Raw genomic sequence first — 20,470 nt, 5'->3', positions numbered from 1 at the left:
GAGGGCGTAAGTTCAGGCGGTTAACATCGAGTGAGTAGTTACAACCCTTCCCAACCGACCCATTGCGCGTTGGACAGCCGGCGCGCGAGATTCCAGGTCTGCTGCCTGATGTCGGGCACCGCGACGATCTCCCAGAACGCACCGCGAGTCATCGGGCCGAGCGCGTAGAGCCAGTCGTTGCTGATGCCGTCGGCAGCGATCGTCTGCGCGCGCGAATCGACGTCGAGACCGAGATGCGCCGGATCGGGGCGGATCACGCCGCGCCGATACAATGTGGCGAGCAGCGGTTCGGTAGTGCGCGTCAGGTCACCTTGCGGACCGGTGCAGTTGATGATGCGCTGCGCGGCCAGCGTCTCGGGAAAGTCGCTGCCCCGGCGTCGCCAAGTGACGGCAACGCCATTCGCATCCTCGACCGCGGAGATCGTCTTGCCCGCAACTATCTCCAGCTGTCCTCGCGCCTGCATCGCGGCTAGGCGATCGGCTACGCTCGGCGCTAGGCGGTGGCGGTGTACATCCCACCAGGGACGAAGGTGACGAAGGAACCGCGCACGATCGGAATCGCTGCCATTCGCCCACATCGCCTGGGTATAGGGACGCAACTCGTCGACCGCGTTGCGCCAGCCGATCGCCTCGCCGCGCTTGCGAACCATGCGGACCAGTTCGGACGGTGGCGCCACCGGGCGCTCGGCGAGCTTGGGGACCATCGGCCCGGACGAATCGTGGCGATGCGGCACGAGGCCGCGCCGTGAGAGCGCAACGATCCGCCCCTTGAACCCCCTCGAGTCGAGCAACAGCGCGATGTCGACCATCGTCAGCCCGGTCCCGATCAACAACACCGTGTCGTCGTCGCAAAGTCCGAGCGGAACACTACGGTCCCAGGGATCGCTCTTGTAGCGCTCGTCCGACAGGCCCGCGTCGGCAAAGCCCGGCGGGTCGTGCGGCGGCAGGTTGCCGACGGCAAGCACCGCGGTATCGGCCTCGATCGTCGCGCCATCGGCCAGCAACACGCGCGCGCCGTCGCCCGATCGCGCCACGTCGGTGACGTCGCCATGCACGACCTTCAGCCGGCCACCGCAGCTCGCCAGCGCCTTTGCCAGCAGGTCGCGCAGATAGGCGCCATAAGTGACGCGCTGGACGAAGGTTGCGCCCGCGTCGCCCTCGCCATGCTCGGCAAGCCAGCGGACGAAATGGTCCGGATCGTCGGGCAGCGCGCTCATATTGGCGGCGCGCACGTTGAGCACATGGCCTGGATAGGCCGCGCCATAGGCAAGCCCCTCGCCCGGCACCGGCGCGCGTTCGATCAGCGTTGCGTTGGGGCCATCGTGGCGCAGCAGGTTGATCGCCTGCAACGTGCCCGAAAAGCCCGCGCCGACAATGGCGACGTGGCGGATCATGTCAGATCTCGTATTCGAGCTGCCAATCGGGCTCGGTGAAGGCCGGCGGCCGTTGCTGATAGGCGGGCTGGCGCGACTTCATGCGGCCGTAAAGCGCCTTGACGGTGTTGCTCGCGGTGCGGGTGAACAGCGCGGGCACGACGCCGTGGACGAGACAGGCGCAGCCGCCCCCGATCATGCGCAGGCCGAAGCCGAAGGCGGTCGCGGCGTGCTCGGGATAGGATTCGCCGATGCTGCGCGGGTGGCTGAGAAAGAGGCGGTCGAACATGATCCCATAGTAGCGCCGGGGCGATGCCGCGTGAACCGGATGATTCTCAGATCCCCAGCGCCTTGCGTGCGAGCTTCTCCAGTTTCGGGTCGAGCGGCGGCGGGTCCATCGGCACATGCGCTTCCAACCGATCGGCGATCGCGTTGAGCGCGGCGATGCGTGCCGATTCCTTATCGTTGCCGTCGATCACGATCCACGGCCCCCACCGCGTATCGGTACGCCGGAACATCTCCGCCATCGCGTCGAGATAATCGCCTCTCCGCTCGCGGTTGCGATAATCCTCGAAACCTGTCTTCCAGCGTTTCCAGGGATGTTCGAGCCGCCCTTTCAAGCGTTCGTCCTGTTCCTCCTGGGTGACATGGATGAACAGCTTGACGATCGTGGTACCCGAATCACTCTGCTGCGCCTCGAACTCGTTGATCTCGTCATAGCCGCGACGCCATTCGGCTTCGCTGGCGAAATTCTCGACGCGTTCAACCAGAACGCGCCCATACCAACTGCGGTCGAACACCCCGATGTTGCCGTTGGCCGGAAGCTTGTTCCAGAACCGCCACAGGAAATGCCGCGCCAGTTCTTGCGGGCTTGGCGCCTTGATCGGCCACACCTGGAAATTGCGCGGGTCCCATTCCGCGGTCAGGCGCTGGATGATCCCGCCCTTTCCCGCTGCATCCCAGCCTTCGAACAGCACGACCGCGCGCCGCTTGTGCAGGATATGCGCGACCTGGATATGCGCCAATCGCTTCTGCACCTTGGCGAGGTCGCCGGCATAGTCGCCGCCATATTTCTCGCCTTTCTCGAAATCCTTTAGGTCGATCGTCATGCGGCCGTTCTAGACGCGCCGGACAACTGCCGTCGAGCCGTGTTCAGGAAGCAACAGTGAAGCGCTCGATATGATGCTTCGGCGTCTCGATCTCGTCGGCCATGGCGATGGCATAATCGGCGAAGCTGATGAAGCTCTTGCCCTCGCCATCGACCAGCAGGTCGTCCTTGCCGGTATGATAGCTGCCGGTGCGCGGGCCCACATCGAAGATCATCGCTGGCGACAGGAACGTCCAGTCGAGCCCGTCGCTTGCCTTGAGCGCATCGAGAAAGGCGATGCCGGCACCGGCCTCGGCGCGATAGGCGTCAGGAAAATGCGGCGAGTCGAACAGGCGGGTGCCGTCGGGATTCTTGAGGCTGGCCGCGCCGCCGACGACGAGGAAACGCGGCACGCCGGATGCCTTCACCGCGGCGATCAGCGCCGCGGCATCGGTATCGGCGAACCGCATCGCACTGACCACGGCATCCTGTCCGCGGATAGCGTTGATCAAGGCATCGCTGTCGGCAGCGTCGAGCGCGAGCGGCGTGATGTGATCGCTGGCATCCCCAGGCTTTCGCGCAATGGCGAGGACGTCATGCCCGCGCCGCGCAAGTTCCGAAGCGATTTCCGACCCCGCCCTGCCCGTCGCGCCCACCATCGCAATCTTCATCGTCCGGCCTCCAAAGTCCTTGCCCGGAGCTAGGCAAGGGTCGAGGGAACCGGAAGAGCCGGATCGGAAACGCTAAGTTGCGTGCGGTTCAACCCGCGGCCGGGTCGACCGCTTCGGTGACCGGCGCGGCCTTGGTCGGGCCCGGCTGGTCAACGAGGCGGATGTTGAGTTCGCGCAGCTGCTTTGCGGTCGCGAAATTGGGCGCGCCCATCATCAGGTCCTCGGCCTTTTGCGTCATCGGGAAAACGATGACCTCGCGGATGTTGGGCTCGTCGGCCAGCAGCATGACGATACGGTCGACGCCAGGTGCCGAGCCGCCATGCGGCGGCGCGCCGAACTTGAACGCGTTGATCATGCCCGCGAAATTCTTGTCGACGTCGTCGCGCGAATAGCCGGCGATCTCGAATGCCTTGTACATGATCTCAGGCCGATGGTTCCGGATCGCGCCCGACGACAGCTCCACGCCGTTGCACACGATGTCGTACTGGAAGGCGAGGATATCGAGCGGATCCTTGGTTTCCAGCGCTTCCAACTCGCCCTGCGGCATCGAGAAGGGGTTGTGGCTGAAATCGATCTTCTTCGCGTCCTCGTCATATTCGAACATCGGGAAGTCGACGATCCAGCAGAATTCGAAGCGCTTGTCGTCGATCAGTTCGAGTTGCTCGGCGACGCGGGTGCGCGCCAGCCCGGCAAGCTTGGCCGCCTGCGCTTCCTTGCCAGCGGCGAAGAAGATGCCGTCATCCGGGCCAAGGCCCATGCTGTCGGCGAGCGCGGACATCTTGTCCTCACCATGGTTCTTGGCGATCGGGCCACCCCATTCGCCCTGCTTGCGGGTTGCATAACCGAGACCGGCGAAACCTTCGGACTGCGCCCAGCTGTTCATGTCGTCGAAGAACTTACGGCTCTTTTCCGCCGTCCCCGGCGCCGGGATCGCGCGGACGATGTCGCCCGCCTCGACGATCGAGGCGAAGCGGCCGAAGCCCGAGCCGACGAAATGCTCGGACACGTCGGAAATGATCAGCGGGTTGCGCAGATCCGGCTTGTCGTTGCCGTATTTCAGCATCGATTCCTTGTACGGAATGCGCTTGAACGGCAGCGGGCTGACGGTGCGGCCCTTGCCCTGCCAGTCGGCGAATTCCTCGAACACGCCATGCAGCACCGGCTCGATCGCCGCGAACACATCGTCCTGCGTGACGTAGCTCATCTCGAAATCGAGCTGGTAGAATTCGCCAGGGCTGCGGTCGGCGCGCGCGTCCTCGTCGCGGAAACACGGCGCGATCTGGAAATAGCGGTCGAAGCCGGCGACCATCAGCAGCTGCTTGAACATCTGCGGCGCCTGGGGAAGCGCGTAGAACTTGCCCGGATGGACCCGGCTAGGGACCAGATAGTCGCGCGCGCCCTCGGGGCTCGACGCGGTCAGGATCGGGGTCTGGAACTCGGTGAAGCCCTGGTCGATCATCCGCTTGCGCAGGCTCGAAATCACGTTCGAGCGCAGCACGATATTGTTGTGCAGCCGCTCGCGACGCAAATCGAGGAAGCGATAGCGGAGGCGGATATCCTCGGGATAATCGGCCTCGCCGGCGACCGGCATCGGCAGTTCGGCAGCGGCCGACTGGACGGTCACGGACCGCGCAAACACCTCGATCTCTCCGGTCGCCAGGTTCGGGTTGGCGGTGCCCTCGGCGCGCGCCTTGACCACGCCGTCGATCGTCACGACCGACTCGGCTCGCAGCCCTTCCAGGATCGGCAGTGCCGGAGAATCGCTGTCGGCAACCACCTGCGTAATGCCGTAATGGTCGCGCAGGTCGACGAACAGCACGCCGCCATGGTCGCGCTTGCGGTGCACCCAGCCCGACAGGCGGACGTCCTCGCCGACATTGGCGGCGGTCAGTGCGGCGCAGGTGTGCGTACGATAGGCGTGCATGGCGTAATCTCTGACTTCGTCGCCCCAGCGAAAGCTGGGGTCTCAGGCCACTGGCGAACAGCTCGCGGCACGAGATCCCAGCTTTCGCTGGGATGACGGTTGATGGAAAGCCGCGCGCATTCCCTTCACACAGGCCTTTGTCAAGCGCGCGCGCCTCGCTATGGGGTCAAGATGCATATCCATGGCCTGATCGAGGACAACGCCGCCCTCGCCAATCTCTGCGCGCGGCTCTCGCAATCCGACTTCGTCTGCGTCGACACCGAATTCATGCGCGAAAGCACGTTCTGGCCGGAGCTTTGCCTGATCCAGATCGCCGATACGAACGAAGCGGCGGCGATCGATCCGATGACACCCGGGCTCGACCTCAAGCCCCTGCTCGACCTGCTGGTCGAGAATGAGGACGTGCTCAAGGTCTTTCATGCCGGCGGGCAGGATATCGAGATCATCTACAATCTCACCGCCAAGACCCCGCACCCGCTGTTCGACACCCAGATCGCGGCGATGGCGCTCGGACAGGGCGAACAGATCGGCTATTCGAACCTGGTCGACAGCTGGCTGGGGATTCAAGTCGACAAGGGCGCGCGCTTCACCGACTGGGCGCGCCGCCCGCTCGAAGAGCGCCAGATCGTCTATGCGATCGCCGACGTGACCCATCTGGCGGAGATTTTTCCGCGCATGCTCGATAAATTGCGCAAGACCGGACGCGGCGCGTGGCTCGACCAGGAAATGGAGCGGCTGGCCGATCCGGCCAATTACGCCAACGATCCCGACCTCGCCTGGAAGCGTGTGCGCATCGCCGGCCGCAAGCCCGATGTACTCGGCCGGTTGAAGGCCCTGGCGCGCTGGCGCGAGATGGAGGCGCGCGGCAAGAACCTGCCGCGCGGCCGCATCGTCAAGGATGAGACGCTGGCCGACATCGCCAGTCATCCGCCGCGCAAACAGGCCGATCTGGCACGCGTGCGCGGCCTGTCCGCCACCTGGGCCGGAAACGATATCGGCGCCCGGCTGATGGCCGCGCTCGAAGACGCCAAGCCGATGACCAACGCCGAAATGCCGGCGCGCGACGACCGCAAGCCTGGTCTGGGCAAGGACGGCGCGCTGGTCGCCGATCTGCTCAAATTGCTGCTCAAGATCCGCTCGCGCGATATCGATGTCGCGTCGCGGCTGCTGGCGCGGTCGGAGGATCTCGAGGCGCTGGCCGCGGGGCAACGCGACGGGCTATCGATCCTGACGGGCTGGCGCTTCGAGCAGTTCGGCCGCGACGCCCTCGACCTGGTCGAGGGGCGGTTGGCGTTTGCGGTCAAGAACGGCAAGCTTCGCATGACCCGGACTGAGGATGCGCAATGAACAAGATACTGATCGCCGCTCTTGGTCTCATGTTTGCCGTTGCTGCCTGTGCGCCGGTCGCGCCGCTGCCGGGCGCGCCCACTGGCGAATGTTCTGCCAAGGGCCTGGACAACATGATCGGTCGGATCGCCACGCCGTCGCTGATCGACCGTGCCAAGCGGCGATCGGGCGCATCGGTCGCGCGGGTGTTGCGGCCGGGCCAGATCGTGACGATGGAATATTTGAACGGCCGTCTCAACGTGAACGTCGACGGGAAGAACCGCGTGAAAACCCTTACCTGCGGGTAAGTTAGCCATCTCCCGCTTGCGGGAGAGGGTCGGGTGAGGGTCTTCTTTCTTCTTCCAAGCGTGTGCCGAGAGGAGAAGTAAGAAGACCCTCACCCTCCCACCGCTACGCGGCGGGCCCCTCCCCCTCCCGCAAGCGGGAGAGGGGTTTAGCTCATGAGATCAGCAGCCGCCTGACTAACGAAACGGCATATCGATCGAGGACGGCGGCTCGCTGAACCATTTCGGCCCGGTGTCGGTCATGTGGAAGCAATCCTCCAGGCGCACGCCGAATTTGCCCGGGATGTAGATGCCGGGCTCGTTGGAGAAGCACATGCCGGGGGCCAATCTGGTCGTTTCGCCGCGCACCAGATTGACCGGTTCGTGTCCGTCGAGCCCGATGCCGTGTCCGGTGCGATGCGAACAGCCGGGGAGCTTGTAGCCGGGGCCGTAGCCGAAACTCTCGTAGAGTTTGCGGATCGCCTCATCGACGCTGCCCGCCGACATGCCGATCCGCGCCGCCGCAAACGCGGTCTGCTGGCCTTGATGGACCTGATCCCAAACCGTGCGCTGTTCTTTGCTGGCCGCGCCGTAGACGAAGGTGCGGGAGACGTCGGACTGATAGCCCTGCACGGTACACCCGCAATCCATCAGCACGATCTGACCGTCGTCGACCTTGTGCACGGCTTGCGTGCCATGGGGATAAGCTGCGGCTTCGCCGATCAGCACCAAGCTGAACTCGGGGCTGCCGCCCAATTTGCGCGTCGCCGCGTCCATGATTGCGCCGATGTCGCGGCCCGTCATGCCCTTTTCGACGCGCTTGTGGGTCCAGCGATAGGCGGCAATCGTCACGTCGGTGGCGAGTTGCATCAGGGCGAGCTCGGCCGGCGTCTTGATCATGCGGCAGCCACGCACGACCGGATTGGCCGACACGATCTTCGCGCCGGGCATGGCATGCGCGAGCATGTCCGGGATGAAGAAGCGTACCGTCTCCTCGATCCCCACCGGCCGCGTCGTCAATTTGCGGTCCTTGAGGAAACCAGCGACTACCTTGAGCGGATCCTGGTCCTCCTGCCACACCCGCACCTCGGCCCGGATAGCGAGCGTCTCGCGCATGCGGGGCTCTTCGAAATAGGGCGAGACGATGCAGGGCTCGCCCTCGACCGGCAGTACCGCGAGCAGGGCCCGCTCGCTGCGCCCCCAGCGAATGCCGGTGAAATAGAGCAAGGACGATCCTGGCTCGATCAGCACGGCGCCAATGCCGTGCTGCTTCATCAGTAACTGCGCGCGATCGAGCCGGCGGCGGCGCTCGTCAGCGCCGATCGGCACGGCGCCGGTGGTCATGTCGTGCAAATCGGCCAGATCGGGTTCGGCGGCACGGGCCGCGCCGGAGACGAGCAAGGGAGCGGCGGCAGCCGCGGCAAGTATTGCGCGGCGGCCGGGCAAAAAGCGGGAATTGGGCATGACCGTAACGATAGGGTCCTTGACCGCGGCGTCGCAATCCCCTTTCCCTGCATTACCAAAATGGGGAGAGTGATTTTGGCCAAGCGCCTGACGACCTACATTCTGATCGCCTTGGTGCTGGGCCTGATCGTTGGCTGGGTCACGAATGCCGCGTTCGGGGGCAGTCATCCGACGCCCGATCAAGCCGCTACGCTGGCGACCATCGCCAAATGGCTCGGGCTGATCACCACGATCTTCCTCAAGCTGATCAAGATGATCATCGCACCTTTGGTGTTCGGTACCCTGGTGGTCGGGATCGCGCATATGGGCGACACTGGCGCGCTTGGCCGGGTGGGGTTGAAATCGCTCGGCTGGTTCGTTTGCGCCAGTCTGTTGTCGCTGACGCTGGGTCTGATCCTCGTCCATATCCTGCAGCCGGGCGTCGGGCTCAACATGCCTCTGCCGGCGGTCAACGCTGCTGCCGATATCGACAAGAGCAAGTTCGACGCGATCCAGATCATCGGTCACATTTTCCCCAGTTCGATCGTCGATTCGATGGCGCAGAACGACATCCTTCAGATCGTGATTTTCTCGGTGTTCTTCGGCGTCGCGATCACCGCCGTGGGCGAGCGCGCGGCGCCGCTGGTTACGGCGGCCGAGGCGCTGACCAAGGTCATGCTGCAGGTCACCGACTATGTGATGCGGTTCGCGCCCGTCGCGGTTTTCGCTGCGGTCGCCAATGCGTTGGTCGAGCGCGGGCCCGAAGTGATCGGCAAGCTCGGTTATTTCATGCTGTGCGTCTATGTCGGGCTAGCCCTGCTGTGGCTGCTGCTCGGCTTGCTCGCTTATTTGTTTATCGGCGGGCGGGCGCTCACCTTGTTCCGCTATGTGCGCGAACCGGTCCTGGTCGCGTTTTCAGCGGCATCGTCCGAGGCCGCCTTCCCGCGCACACTCGAAGCTCTCGACCGGTTCGGCGTGCCGCCACGCATTTCCAGCTTCGTGCTGCCGCTAGGCTATTCGTTCAATCTCGACGGCTCGATGATGTACATGACCTTCGCGTCGCTGTTCATCGCCCAAGCTTATGGCATCCATCTCGATCTCGGCACGCAGGTCGCGATGTTGCTCACCTTGATGATTACTTCAAAGGGGATTGCCGGCGTGCCCCGCGCCAGCCTGGTCGTGATCGCCGCAACGCTTGGACAGTTCAAACTGCCTGAGGCCGGCCTGCTATTGGTGCTGGCGGTCGACCATTTCCTCGACATGGGGCGGTCGGCGACCAACGTCATCGGCAATGCCGTCGCGGCAAGCGTGGTTGCCCGCTGGGAGGGTGGGCTTGAAACCCCCGCACCTGCTGAAATCGAGCCGCCGCATGCGCCCAGCCACGGACTGGGCGGGAAGCATTGAGAACTCAGGCGTAGGCGTAGGGTCCGCCCTTTTCGAGCGCGTTCCGATAGGCGGGCCGCGCATGGATCTTGTCCAGCCAGGCGATCGTCGCCGGGCGTGATGGCCCGAGTCCCGCGCGGCTTCGCGCCGCTTCGAGCGGAAAGCTCATCATGATGTCGGCCGCAGTCATCTCGCCGCCGGTGAACCAGGGGCGCTGCGCCAACTCACCTTCGACATAATCGAGATGGACGTCGATCATCGGCTGGATGCGCTTGGCCGCGGCCCTGCCCATCAGCGGAATGCGATTGACCACGAGCATCACCAGCAAGGGCGGCATGACCGACCCTTCGGCATAATGCAGGAACTGGCGATAACGCAGCACGTCGTCGCGATGCGCGGGCGGCCCCAGCCTGCCGTCGCCTTTCTCGACCAGATATTCGCAGATCGCCCCGGTTTCGACGATCATCCGCCCGTCATCCTCGAGCACCGGCGACTTGCCGAGCGGGTGCACCTTGCGCAGCGCCGGCGGCGCCAGCATCGTCTTCGGATCGCGCTGATAATATTTTATCTCATACGGCAGCCCGAGTTCCTCGAGCATCCACAGGATGCGCTGCGACCTCGAGTTGTTGAGGTGATGGACGATCAGCGTCACGATATGCCTCCCCGTCCCCGTCATGAAATCTCAAGCGGGCCGGCACGACCATATCCACGCCGAGGCAGGGAAATCCACCACATCGTTGCTGAGGCGCGCCGCCAGGACGCCGCGCAACCGCTGGCGACCCGCTTCTCGGGCCGCCTCATCGAGCTCGCGCAGCTGTGCCGCTGCGGGCCCGATCCGGCTGAACAAGGCGAGTGCCTCATCGACCGCATGCTCTCCCTCCCCTGCCCGATAGGTATAATCAACCGGCTGTGCCTGGCCCGTCCAGCCGCTCGCCTGCAAGATGGCGCGGACATGATCGGCGTCGGCGAAGGCAAACGGGCCCGGAGACGTTCCGGGCTTTTGCGGCGTCACACCGGTCACCGCGGCGCCGGTCTCGATCGCCCAGGGATTGAGCGTGAAGTCGCGAAAGCAGGAGAAGACCAGGCGTGCATCATCCGTCACCGCGTGCCGCAGCCTGGTAAAGGCAGCGACGGGATCGTCGAAGAACATGACGCCATGCCGGGAGAATAGAAGATCGGCGGTGATGCCGCCCAGCTCGCTTGCATCTCCAACCTCGAAGCGGAGGTTGGGATAAGTGGCGCCTCTCGCTCGCGCGGCCTCGACAAGATTTTTGGAAAGGTCGATCCCGATCACAGTTAAATCGGGGCGAGCGGACGCCAGCGCGATCGCGGTACCACCCGCGCCGCAGCCGATATCGACCGCGATGCCGCTGTCCGGCGCAGCGTCGAGAATCGCTGCATTGAGATGGGGAGACAAATTGACGAAGCTCAAATCGGTGCGGCGCCATTCGTCCGCCCAGGTGTCGCCAACACGCCCCGCCCAATCATATGCCAAGGTCATTCGGCTCTCCCCTTGTCGATCCCGCATATTGCGCGAGGGATCATCCGCTCCGTTCTATGCGCCTCCTCGACCGAGAACCCAACAGTATCGGCCAAGCGAATGCCCGAAATATGAAAGGCCCGCCGACGCGGGCGGGCCTTTCCGGGAGTTGCGGCGGAGGGGGATCGCCGCTGGGGTTGTGTCGGTAACGAAACAAGCGCGGATTGGTTGCATTGCAGCAAATATCCGCGCAGCCTCGAAAGAAGGCCTCAGAGTTCGTCGTCGCCGCCGTCGTCCAGACCGCCGACCATCATCTCTTCGGCGACCTCGGCCGTACGATTGCGGATGGCGCGTTCGAGTCGTTCGGCGACGTCGGGATTATCCTTGAGATAATTTTTGGCGTTCTCTCGCCCCTGCCCGATGCGGATCGAGTCGTAGCTGAACCAGGCGCCCGATTTCTCGACCAAGCCGGCCTTGACGCCGAGATCGAGAACTTCGCCAATCTTGGAAATGCCCTCACCGTACATGATGTCGAATTCGACCTGCTTGAACGGCGGCGCGACCTTGTTCTTGACGACCTTCACCCGGGTGGTGTTGCCGACGATATCGTCGCGATCCTTGATCTGGCCGGTGCGGCGGATGTCGAGGCGAACCGAGGCGTAGAATTTGAGCGCGTTGCCGCCCGTCGTCGTCTCCGGGTTACCGTACATCACGCCGATCTTCATGCGCAGCTGGTTGATGAAGATCACCATGCAGCGCGAGCGACTGATCGATCCGGTCAGCTTGCGCAGCGATTGCGACATCAAGCGGGCCTGCAGGCCGACATGGCTGTCGCCCATCTCACCCTCGATTTCGGCGCGCGGCACCAGGGCCGCGACCGAATCGACCACCAGCACGTCGATCGCGTTCGAGCGCACCAAGGTATCGGTGATCTCGAGCGCTTGCTCGCCGGTGTCGGGCTGCGACACGATCAGCTCGTCGATATTGACGCCCAGTTTCTTGGCATAGACCGGGTCGAGCGCGTGTTCCGCGTCGACGAACGCCGCGGTGCCGCCGCTGCGTTGCGCCTCGGCGATGACGTGCAGCGCGAGCGTCGTCTTGCCCGAGCTTTCCGGCCCGTACACTTCGATCACGCGGCCGCGCGGCAGGCCGCCGACGCCGAGCGCGATGTCGAGACCGAGGCTGCCGGTCGAAATCGCCTCGACCTGCATTGCCTCTTTCGAGCCCAGCCGCATCGCCGAGCCTTTGCCGAAGGCACGGTCGATCTGGGCCAGAGCGGCGTCGAGCGCCTTTTGCCGGTCGGAATTTTGCGATGCCATGCCGTCGATAACTTTCAGAGAAGCTGCCATTGAAAGGCCTCCGCGCTAGCCGGGTTAGCCCCGGCGTTCAATCGTGTTGGAGGACGTGTATCGCATTTGTTCTCATGGAACAATAGTGGAACATGAACTTTTTTCGCACCGAAACGGCGCTTTCCCGATATTTCTTGCTCGGCCCCCCGCCCCGCTTCATGCTCTGGCCATGCACAGCGACCTCGACGTCTTTATCACCGGCCTGCCCAAAGCCGAGCTCCACCTTCACATCGAGGGCAGCCTGGAACCTGAGCTGATGTTCGCGTTGGCCGAGCGCAACCGGGTCGAGATTCCATACGCATCGGTTGAGGACGTCCGTGCGGCATACAGCTTTTCCAACCTGCAGGATTTCCTCGACATCTATTATGCCGGCGCGAACGTGCTCCGCACCGAGGCGGATTTCCGCGATCTCGCGCTCGCCTATTTCGACCGCGCCGCGGCGGACGGCGTGGTGCATGCCGAAATCTTCTTCGATCCCCAGACGCATACCGATCGCGGTATCCCCTTCGGCACCGTGATCGAAGGGCTGCTCGCGGGGATGGCCGAAGCCGAGGCCAGACATGGCCTGACCTCAAAGCTGATCCTGTGCTTCCTGCGCCATTTGAGCGAGGAAGCCGCGTTCGCAACGCTGGCCCAGGCCGAACCGTGGCTCGATCGCATCGCCGGGGTCGGGCTCGATTCGTCCGAACTCGGCCACCCGCCGGAAAAGTTCGCAAGAGTGTTCGCCGCGGCACGCGAACAGGGGCTGAGGCTGGTCGCTCATGCCGGCGAGGAAGGACCGCCCGATTATGTCCGTCAGGCGCTCGACCTGCTCGCGATCGACCGGCTCGACCATGGCAATCGCAGCCTGGAAGACCCCGTGCTGACCGCCCGCCTGGCGCGTACCGGAATGACGCTGACCGTATGTCCGCTGTCGAACGTCAAATTGTGCAATGTCTCCTCGATGCAGGACCATCCGATCGATCGGATGCTCGATCTCGGGCTGCGGGCAACGATCAATTCGGACGATCCCGCCTATTTTGGCGGCTATATCGCGGAAAATTACCGCCAGGCAGCGGCGGCGCGGGGCTTGGATAGAGACGCGCTCGTCACGCTCGCGCGCAACTCGTTCCTGGGATCGTTCCTGACCGACGATGAGGTGGCCCGCCACACCGCCGCGCTCGACGCCTATGTCGCGGAGACACGCTGATGCCGATCTTCACCCCGATCCCGCACGAAACGTTCGAGGCGCAAGTGAAATTGCTTGCCGCCGAAATCGCCGAGAGCGGATGGCTCCCCAGCTTCATCATCGGGATCGGTCGCGGCGGGCTGGCCCCGGCGGTCTATCTCAGTCACGCGACCGGCCTGCCGATGCTGTCGGTCGACCATTCTTCGCGCGTCGAGGATTTCTCCGACGCGCCGCTGATCAAATTGGCGGCACGCACGCGCGACGGGGAACGACTGCTGTTCGTCGACGACATCAACGATTCGGGTGCGACGATAGGCAAGCTGCGCGCCGCATTGGCCACGGCGGGCGCGGCGCGCGACCATGTCCGGTTCGCTACCCTGCTCGACAACAAACGGTCGCGCGAACAGGTCGACTATCGCGCCGAAGTGATCGACCGCGACGAGCGCAAGGACTGGTTCGTCTTCCCCTGGGAAGCGGTCGCCCCGCAAGCCTCGCTCGATGCCGATGCGGCGGAAGTGCCCGACCGGATCGCTTGATCGACGAAAATCGAGTGCGCGACTAGGCTTAGAGCTCGGCGAGCGCCTTGGCGACGTTTTCCATCGTATAGGGTTTCACCAGCCGCGGGCGGTCGGCATGGGCCGGCGTGTCTTCGCCACCACCGGTCGACAGAATGAAGGGAATGCTGCGCGCCGCCAATGCATCGGCAACCGGCCAGCTCTTCTCGCCGCCCGACAGATTGACGTCTAGAATGGCCGCATCGGGATGTTCGGCGTCGATCACCGCAAGCGCGGCCATCACGCTGTCGCACGTCGCGACGTGGGTCTTGTTCAACGCCTCGAGGAAATCCTCGAGCATCATGGCAATCAGGGGTTCGTCCTCGACGATCAGGATGCGTTGCAGCGATGCCATGACTTGCCTTAGCCTCCGACACTGCCGGACGCCATGCCCGGCGCGCGATGATGGAGCAATTCACTCACCGAAACCGCGCGATAGCCGCGATCGCGTAGTCCGGCCAGGATCAGCGGCAGCGCACCTCGCGCAACCCCGCGCGATCGGTACATCGCGTGTATCAGGATGATCGAACCGGGCTTGACCTTATCGAGCACGCGATCGGCGTAGCGGCGGGAGTCGTGCGCGTCCTCGGGATCGGTGACGTCCCAGGTGACCATGCGATATCCCGTCTGCTCGACAGCGATCGGCAGCCCGGTAAGCTTCTTGCCGAAAGGCGGACGAAAAAGGTCCGGCCGAGCCCCTTCGTCGCGCAACAGCCCGTCAGTCCTGCGGATTTCTTCGACATAGTCTCCGGGGAACAATCCCCACATGCGTTTGTGACTGTAGCTGTGGTTGCCCACTTCCTGTCCGGCCGCCAGCAGCCGCCGGACCTCGCCCGGATGTCTCACCATCTCCTGGCCGATCAGAAAGAAAGTGGCATGCGCATCATAGGGTTTGAGCGTGCTCAGAATATAGCTCACCCCGTCCGGCGTGGGGCCGTCGTCGAAAGTCAACGCGACCAGCTTCTCGCGCGTGTCGACGTGGCAAATCGGCGTGCCGATCAGTTGAAAGCACAAGGCCCGGCTGATCCGGAAAAGCCCGAGGGCGAAGACGAGAATGACGATCCCCACTGCGGTGGAGACGGTCACGCCTCGTCGGGTCATCGTTCGACCACGGCGGAGGTCAGCAAGTCGCGCGCGGCTTCCGCCAGTTGCTGCACCGAAAACGGCTTGGGCAGGAAAGCGACATTGTCGAGGTCGATCGACTTCCTGAGCTGCTCCTCGGCATAGCCCGACATGAACAGGATCGGCAGATCTGGATAACGCTCACGAGCGTGGCGCACCATGGTCGGGCCATCCATCGACGGCATCACGACGTCCGAAATCAGCAGATCCGGCTTTTCGCCCTGCGCCAGCAATTCGAGCGCCGCTTCGCCATTCTCGGCGGTCAGCACCTTATAGCCCTGGCGCGTCAGCGCGCGCTCGGCAACCGCGCGGACCATATCCTCATCCTCGACCAGCAGGATCAGGCCGGTTCCCCACAGATCGGCCGGCTTTTCCTTTGCGGAGACTTTGGCCATCTTTGGCGCCTCCGCGGTATGGACGGGGAAATAGATCGAGAAGGTCGAGCCCTGTCCCGGTTTGGAATCGGCGAAGATATAGCCGCCCGATTGCTTGACGATGCCGTAAACGGTCGACAGGCCGAGCCCCGTTCCCTTGCCGACTTCCTTGGTGGTAAAGAACGGCTCGAAAATCTTGCCGAGGATCTCGGGCGGAATGCCGGTGCCGGTATCGCTGATTTCGAGCGCCGAATAATCGGCGACGGGCAGGATGTCCGATCCCATCTTGCGGACTTCCGCCGCGCTGACCGCGCGCGACGTGATCGTCAGCGTTCCGCCGCCATTGGGGTCCTTGGCCAGCATCGCGTCGCGGGCATTGACCGCCAGATTGACCACGACCTGTTCGAGCTGGCCGGGGTCGGCGCGCACCGCTCCCAGGTTGCGGCCGTGCCGTACCTCGAGCTTCACGGTTTCGCCCATCAGGCGCTTGAGCAATTGCGATACTTCCGAGATCACATCGGGCAATTGCAGGATCTGCGGCCGCAACGTCTGCTGGCGTGAAAAGGCGAGCAATTGCCGCGTCAGGCTAGCTGCGCGGTTCGAGTTCGCCTTGATCTGCTGGATGTCGTCATAATCGCTGTCGCCGGGCGAATGGCGCATCAGCATCAGGTCGCAATGGCCTATGATCGCGGTCAGGATATTGTTGAAATCGTGGGCGACGCCACCGGCGAGTTGGCCGACCGCCTGCATCTTGGTCGCTTGGGCGACTTCGCGCTTGAGGCGAGTCTCCTCGCCATTGTCCTTGAGACTCAGCAGCACCGCGGCATCGCCCAATCCCCGCGCGCCGGCGATCGTCAAAGCGACCGGTTCGTCGGGATGGTCCTTCAGCCGGATCGCCATGTCCATCGAATGGGTCGCGCCATTGGCGAAGCGGCGGATCGCGTCGGCAACCGCGGCCTTGTCCTCGCGCACCACCAGATCGCCCGGATAAAGCGGTGGTTGCGCCTGATCGACCTGTGCTGCGCGGACGAACGGGTCGTTCATCTGAACGAAGCGCCCATCGCGATCGACCAGGGCGAGCCCGACCGGGAGCAGCGAGATCAGGCTTTTGACATGCGCCGCGGCCGATCCGCCGATCGCGGGTTGCCCATGTTCTTCCTCATCGAGCAGGACGACCAGGATCGGTGCGTCCTCGCCGTCCAGGAAAGGAATCTGCAGGATGCGGAGCGGCGTGCCGCGCGGGCCCTCCCGCTCGAACCGCACCTGACCCTTGTCGTCGGCGATCAGGAAACGCGCGAAATCGCGGCCGACAACGACGCTTTCCTCATGCCCCATCGACCGTTCGCGCAGCACGCGATTGGCGGCGAGCAGGCGGCCGTCGGGTGCGATCAGCGCGGCCATGATACCGGCTGCCGCCAGCCGGTCGCCGGTCGGCCCGGCAATGATCGACTGAACGTTGGTGGCGAGATCGAGCCCCTGTGCTTCGTGGAAGCGCCAGACCAACATGTCCTCGCTCTCGCCGGCGCGCTCGATCGCGACCGCGAGCGGCGCGCCGCGCGTCGTGACGCGGTCGAGTTCGGCCGACCCGTCGCGCCAGGCGATGCGTCCCGCCGCCGCCAATTCGCCCGCACCATTGTCATCGAGCGGCAGGCCGGGCGGCGTGGGATAGCCGCCAAAGCGGGCGCGATAGCGCTCATTGGCGCAGATCAGCCGTCCCGCCCGGTCGGTCACCGCGATCGCATCGTCGCTTGCCGCGGCCAGCGCGCGTGCCACGCTCCAGTCGGTTTCGCCGGCCACCTCTGATGCCGCCGGCGCGAACCGCGACCAAGTGACGACCGCGCCGACCAGCAATAGCATGGCGGCGGCGAATCCTCCGGCGATGGCGAAATTGTGGAGGACCATCAGCACGATCAGCGCCGCCCCCACGCCGCACGCTGTCGCGACGATCAGCGCCTGGCGCTGGCCGGGTGCGCGGGCATCGTTCGGAAGGGGTCGGGAAGCCATCAGCCCCTTGTGGCGCGGTCGCGAGGCAGGTCAAGCATCGTCGGAAATACCCGACCTGCGCCGGCGCCTCTCCGCCGCATCAACCGATATTATTTCTTATCGGGAGTGGTCGGGGTGGTCGCCGGCGTCGCAGGCGCGTCGGTATTGCGCTTGGGAACCGAGAAGACGCCTGTGACACGGCCGCCCGATTTGCTGGTGCCGACCTTGCCACCGGAATCGAGCGACGCGGCGTTGTTGTTGAGGTTGATGAGCAACCGCCCTCCGCGCACGACATTGGCACCGCGATGGAGCACGACATTGCCGATCATCGTGATCGTGCGCTTGTTGAGGTCGTAGATGGCGTACGCGCCCGAAGCGTTCTCATCGGGACGCGTCACGACGACATTGCCCGAGGCCCGGATCTGCGAGATTTCGGGCGGAGCGCCGCCCGAATCGACGATGCTCGACGAATAGAGCACTTCGGCGCGGTCGGACGTCACCGTCATCGTCCCTTGGCGCGCGCGGACCTTGCCCTGGAACAAGGCGCGCTGAGTCTTGTCCTGGATCTCGATATGGTCGGCGTCGACACTCAGCGTTTCGTTCCCGCCCGACTGAAACGCCGAGACGCGCGCGCCGAGCAAGGTCGCTGCGCAAGCAAGGAGGATGAAGGTGGTACGCCGATGAGCCATGAATTTTGCCTACAACAAGGTTTCGCGGGTTGAAAGCGCCGAACCGCGCCAAAAAGTATCGTTGTACTCCTAACGATGAACCGCCGCTGATGAACGAACGCCGCCGGTGGATGTCCACCGACGGCGCCTTCAGTCGGCTACCTTCAAACCTTACCAGATGCGTACGCGATCGGCCGGTGCGAGATACAGTTTTTGCCCAGACTGGACTTTGAACGCGGCGTACCACGGGTCCATGTTGCGAACGATGCTGGCGCGCGCTTCCGACGGTGCGTGCGGATCGGTGCGCAGCCGCTTGAGCAATTCGGGCTCGCGATAGCTGCGGCGCCATACCTGTGCCCAGCCGAGATAGAAACGCTGATCGGCCGTGTATCCCGCGACCACCGGCGGGGCCTTGCCGCCGAGCGACTTGATATAGGCGTCGTGCGCGACGGTCAGTCCGGCGAGGTCGGCGACATTCTCGCCCAGGGTCAATTTGCCTTGGACATGCTGGCCCGGCAGCGGCTCGTATTTGTCATATTGCGCGACCAGCGCGTCGGTGCGCGTCTTGAACGCCGCAACGTCGGCTGGCGTCCACCAGTCGGTGAGCTGGCCACTCTTGTCGTACTTGGCGCCTTGATCGTCGAAATGATGGCTCATTTCATGGCCGATCACCGCGCCGATCCCGCCATAATTGACCGCCGCGTCGGCATTGGGATCGAAGAAGGGCGGCTGCAGAATCGCGGCCGGGAAGACGATCTCGACCATGCCGAAATTGGCATAGGCGTTCACTTCCATCGGGGTCATGCCCCATTCCCAGCGCTGCAGCGGCTTGCCGAGATGGGCGATATTATCCTTGCGGCCCCATTCGTTGGCTCGCCACTCGTTGCCGAAGGCATCGCCCTTTTCGATCTTGAGCGTCGCATAATCATGCCATTGCGACGGGTAGCCGATCTTGGGCCGGAACGCCGCCAGCTTGGCGTGCGCCTTGACCTTGGTCTCGGCTGACATCCAGTCGAGCTTGTCGATCCGCGCGTTCATCGCCGCGATGATGTTCTTGACCAGCTGGTCGGCGGCCGCCTTGGTTGCCGGGGGGAAATATTGCTGGACGTATAACTTCGAAACGTCGTCCTCGAGAGCGTTGGTGGTGAATTCAACTCCGCGCTTCCAGCGCGCCTGCTGTTCGGGCGTGCCCGACAGCGTCTTGCCGTAGAAGTTGAAATTCTCTTCGTCGAACGCCTTGGGCAGGACGTCGGCATAGGAGTCGAGGCTGCGCACGATCAACTGGTCTTGCAGCACCGCCATCGGCGCCTCGGCGACCAGCTTGACGATGCCGGTGATCGCCGACGGCTGCGCCACCAGCAACGTATCGACCGGCGCCCCAATGCCCTTGAAATAGGTCGGGAAGTCGAAGCCCGGCGCCTTGGCCTGGAGGTCGGCGACCGACATCTTGTTGTAGCGCTTGTTGGCGTCGCGGCTGTCGATCCGCGACCAGCTGACCGCGGCGATCTGCGTCTCCAGATCGACGATCGCCTTGGCGCGGGCATCGGCATTGGCTTCGCCCGCCAGGGTCAGCATCTTGGCGATGTGCGTCTGATACCCTGCCTTGGCGTCGGCGAATTTGGGATCGCTGTAATAATCGCGGTCCGGCAGTCCCAGTCCAGCCTGGCGCAGGCCGAGAATATAGGTCTCGGGCGCCTTGTCGTCCTGGCCGACCCCGGCCCCGAACGGCCCACCAACCCCGCCCATCGCTGCTTCGGCCAGCAATGCCGCATAGCCGTTTTTGTCGGTCGACTTGATGCGGTCGAGCCACGGTTTGATCGGCGTCAGACCCTTCGCCTCGATCGCTCCGGTGTCGAGATAGGTCGCATAGGCGGTGCCGATCTTCGAATTGGGGTCCGCCGCCGCCTTTTCCAGGATGCCCTTGGTCCGCGATTCGGACAAATCCGCGAGCAGGTTGAACGCCCCGTAATTCGACTTGTCGGCCGGGATCGGCGTGGTCTTCGCCCAAGTGCCGTTGGCGTAATTGTAGAAGCTGTCCCCCGGGGCCACCGTTTTGTCCATGCCGGCTTCGTCCATGCCGAAGGTGCCGAAGGTCGGCTTGGCCGACGACGCGGCCACCGTCTGCTGGGCGAACGCCGCGGCACCGAGCGCCGTCGCCGCGAGAAGTGCGAACGCGAAGGGTTTCATGTTGGGAGGGTCCTTTCCGAATGGAGGAGTGGACGCTCGCGTGGCAAGCCGCAGCCGTCATGTCCCCCTTATTGATGGCGCGTGTTCTAAGCGG

At 64.1% G+C, this 20,470-nt stretch carries 19 protein-coding genes; 5 read left to right on the top strand and 14 right to left on the bottom strand.

From position 1 onward, the window contains the following. Positions 1-38: 38 nt before the first annotated feature. The 5 genes from Q0L25_RS08165 to aspS form a co-directional block, all read right to left on the bottom strand. Positions 39-1,394 carry an FAD/NAD(P)-binding protein gene (locus tag Q0L25_RS08165; protein ID WP_296613219.1) on the bottom strand — a complete coding sequence of 452 codons (1,356 nt, stop codon included), beginning with the start codon at positions 1,392-1,394 and terminating at the stop codon, positions 39-41. Between the two features lies 1 nt (position 1,395). Continuing rightward, positions 1,396-1,662 carry a DUF6356 family protein gene (locus tag Q0L25_RS08160; RefSeq protein WP_296613218.1) on the bottom strand — a complete coding sequence of 89 codons (267 nt, stop codon included), beginning with the start codon at positions 1,660-1,662 and terminating at the stop codon, positions 1,396-1,398. A gap of 46 nt (positions 1,663-1,708) precedes the next feature. After that, positions 1,709-2,482, bottom strand: coding sequence for a polyphosphate kinase (locus Q0L25_RS08155; protein ID WP_296613216.1), 774 nt, complete (start codon positions 2,480-2,482; stop codon positions 1,709-1,711). A gap of 43 nt (positions 2,483-2,525) precedes the next feature. Beyond that, positions 2,526-3,131, bottom strand: coding sequence for an NAD(P)-dependent oxidoreductase (locus Q0L25_RS08150; protein ID WP_296613214.1), 606 nt, complete (start codon positions 3,129-3,131; stop codon positions 2,526-2,528). Positions 3,132-3,219: 88 nt separating this feature from the next. Further along, on the bottom strand, positions 3,220-5,055 hold the full coding sequence (aspS, locus tag Q0L25_RS08145; RefSeq protein WP_296613212.1) for an aspartate--tRNA ligase: 1,836 nt from the start codon (positions 5,053-5,055) through the stop codon (positions 3,220-3,222). Between the two features lie 171 nt (positions 5,056-5,226). On the opposite strand from aspS, the gene rnd reads away from it, so the two are divergent. Beyond that, the gene (gene rnd, locus Q0L25_RS08140) at positions 5,227-6,402 is read left to right on the top strand and encodes a ribonuclease D (RefSeq protein WP_296613210.1); all 1,176 of its coding nucleotides are present in this window, start codon (positions 5,227-5,229) and stop codon (positions 6,400-6,402) included. Further along, the gene (locus Q0L25_RS08135; RefSeq protein ID WP_296613208.1) at positions 6,399-6,689 is read left to right on the top strand and encodes an I78 family peptidase inhibitor; all 291 of its coding nucleotides are present in this window, start codon (positions 6,399-6,401) and stop codon (positions 6,687-6,689) included. The genes rnd and Q0L25_RS08135 overlap by 4 nt, the downstream gene beginning before the upstream one ends. 174 nt (positions 6,690-6,863) lie before the next feature. Here the strand turns inward: Q0L25_RS08135 and Q0L25_RS08130 are convergent, their stop codons facing one another. Next, entirely contained in the window at positions 6,864-8,129 is a 1,266-nt protein-coding gene (locus Q0L25_RS08130; RefSeq protein WP_296613206.1) for a Xaa-Pro peptidase family protein, read from the bottom strand. Positions 8,130-8,204: 75 nt separating this feature from the next. Between Q0L25_RS08130 and Q0L25_RS08125 the strand changes: the two genes are divergently transcribed. Next, entirely contained in the window at positions 8,205-9,512 is a 1,308-nt protein-coding gene (locus tag Q0L25_RS08125; RefSeq protein ID WP_296613203.1) for a dicarboxylate/amino acid:cation symporter, read from the top strand. Between the two features lie 4 nt (positions 9,513-9,516). Here the strand turns inward: Q0L25_RS08125 and Q0L25_RS08120 are convergent, their stop codons facing one another. The 3 genes from Q0L25_RS08120 to recA form a co-directional block, all read right to left on the bottom strand. Continuing rightward, the gene (locus tag Q0L25_RS08120) at positions 9,517-10,143 is read right to left on the bottom strand and encodes a glutathione S-transferase (protein WP_296613201.1); all 627 of its coding nucleotides are present in this window, start codon (positions 10,141-10,143) and stop codon (positions 9,517-9,519) included. Positions 10,144-10,173: 30 nt separating this feature from the next. After that, a complete protein-coding gene (locus Q0L25_RS08115; protein WP_296613199.1) occupies positions 10,174-10,992 on the bottom strand; it encodes a trans-aconitate 2-methyltransferase in 819 nt (272 codons plus the stop codon). A gap of 248 nt (positions 10,993-11,240) precedes the next feature. Continuing rightward, positions 11,241-12,320 carry a recombinase RecA gene (gene recA / locus Q0L25_RS08110; protein WP_296613197.1) on the bottom strand — a complete coding sequence of 360 codons (1,080 nt, stop codon included), beginning with the start codon at positions 12,318-12,320 and terminating at the stop codon, positions 11,241-11,243. Positions 12,321-12,489: 169 nt separating this feature from the next. Between recA and Q0L25_RS08105 the strand changes: the two genes are divergently transcribed. Both Q0L25_RS08105 and Q0L25_RS08100 read left to right on the top strand, forming a co-directional pair. After that, positions 12,490-13,509: an adenosine deaminase gene (locus Q0L25_RS08105; protein WP_296613195.1), complete on the top strand. Its 1,020-nt coding sequence runs from the start codon at positions 12,490-12,492 to the stop codon at positions 13,507-13,509. Beyond that, positions 13,509-14,024 carry a phosphoribosyltransferase gene (locus tag Q0L25_RS08100; RefSeq protein WP_296613194.1) on the top strand — a complete coding sequence of 172 codons (516 nt, stop codon included), beginning with the start codon at positions 13,509-13,511 and terminating at the stop codon, positions 14,022-14,024. The genes Q0L25_RS08105 and Q0L25_RS08100 overlap by 1 nt, the downstream gene beginning before the upstream one ends. Positions 14,025-14,052: 28 nt before the next feature. Here the strand turns inward: Q0L25_RS08100 and Q0L25_RS08095 are convergent, their stop codons facing one another. The 5 genes from Q0L25_RS08095 to Q0L25_RS08075 all read right to left on the bottom strand — a co-directional run bounded on the left by Q0L25_RS08095 (position 14,053) and on the right by Q0L25_RS08075 (position 20,376). After that, positions 14,053-14,397: a response regulator gene (locus Q0L25_RS08095; RefSeq protein WP_296613192.1), complete on the bottom strand. Its 345-nt coding sequence runs from the start codon at positions 14,395-14,397 to the stop codon at positions 14,053-14,055. 8 nt (positions 14,398-14,405) lie between these two features. Then, positions 14,406-15,143: a polysaccharide deacetylase family protein gene (locus Q0L25_RS08090; RefSeq protein ID WP_296613190.1), complete on the bottom strand. Its 738-nt coding sequence runs from the start codon at positions 15,141-15,143 to the stop codon at positions 14,406-14,408. After that, complete coding sequence (locus Q0L25_RS08085) at positions 15,140-17,542, bottom strand: response regulator (RefSeq protein WP_296613188.1); 2,403 nt, start codon at positions 17,540-17,542, stop codon at positions 15,140-15,142. Before Q0L25_RS08085 ends, Q0L25_RS08090 begins: the two co-directional genes overlap by 4 nt. Before the next feature lie 89 nt (positions 17,543-17,631). Continuing rightward, positions 17,632-18,210: an LptA/OstA family protein gene (locus Q0L25_RS08080; protein WP_296613186.1), complete on the bottom strand. Its 579-nt coding sequence runs from the start codon at positions 18,208-18,210 to the stop codon at positions 17,632-17,634. 150 nt (positions 18,211-18,360) lie between these two features. Next, positions 18,361-20,376 carry a M13 family metallopeptidase gene (locus Q0L25_RS08075; RefSeq protein WP_296613184.1) on the bottom strand — a complete coding sequence of 672 codons (2,016 nt, stop codon included), beginning with the start codon at positions 20,374-20,376 and terminating at the stop codon, positions 18,361-18,363. Between the last annotated feature and the right edge of the window lie 94 nt (positions 20,377-20,470).

The sequence above is a fragment of the Sphingomonas sp. genome, assembly GCF_024508665.1.
Classification (GTDB): Bacteria; Pseudomonadota; Alphaproteobacteria; order Sphingomonadales; family Sphingomonadaceae; genus Sphingomonas.
The sequence above is the reverse complement of the archived record's forward strand: the minus strand, read 5'-3'. Positions and strand labels throughout refer to the sequence as shown.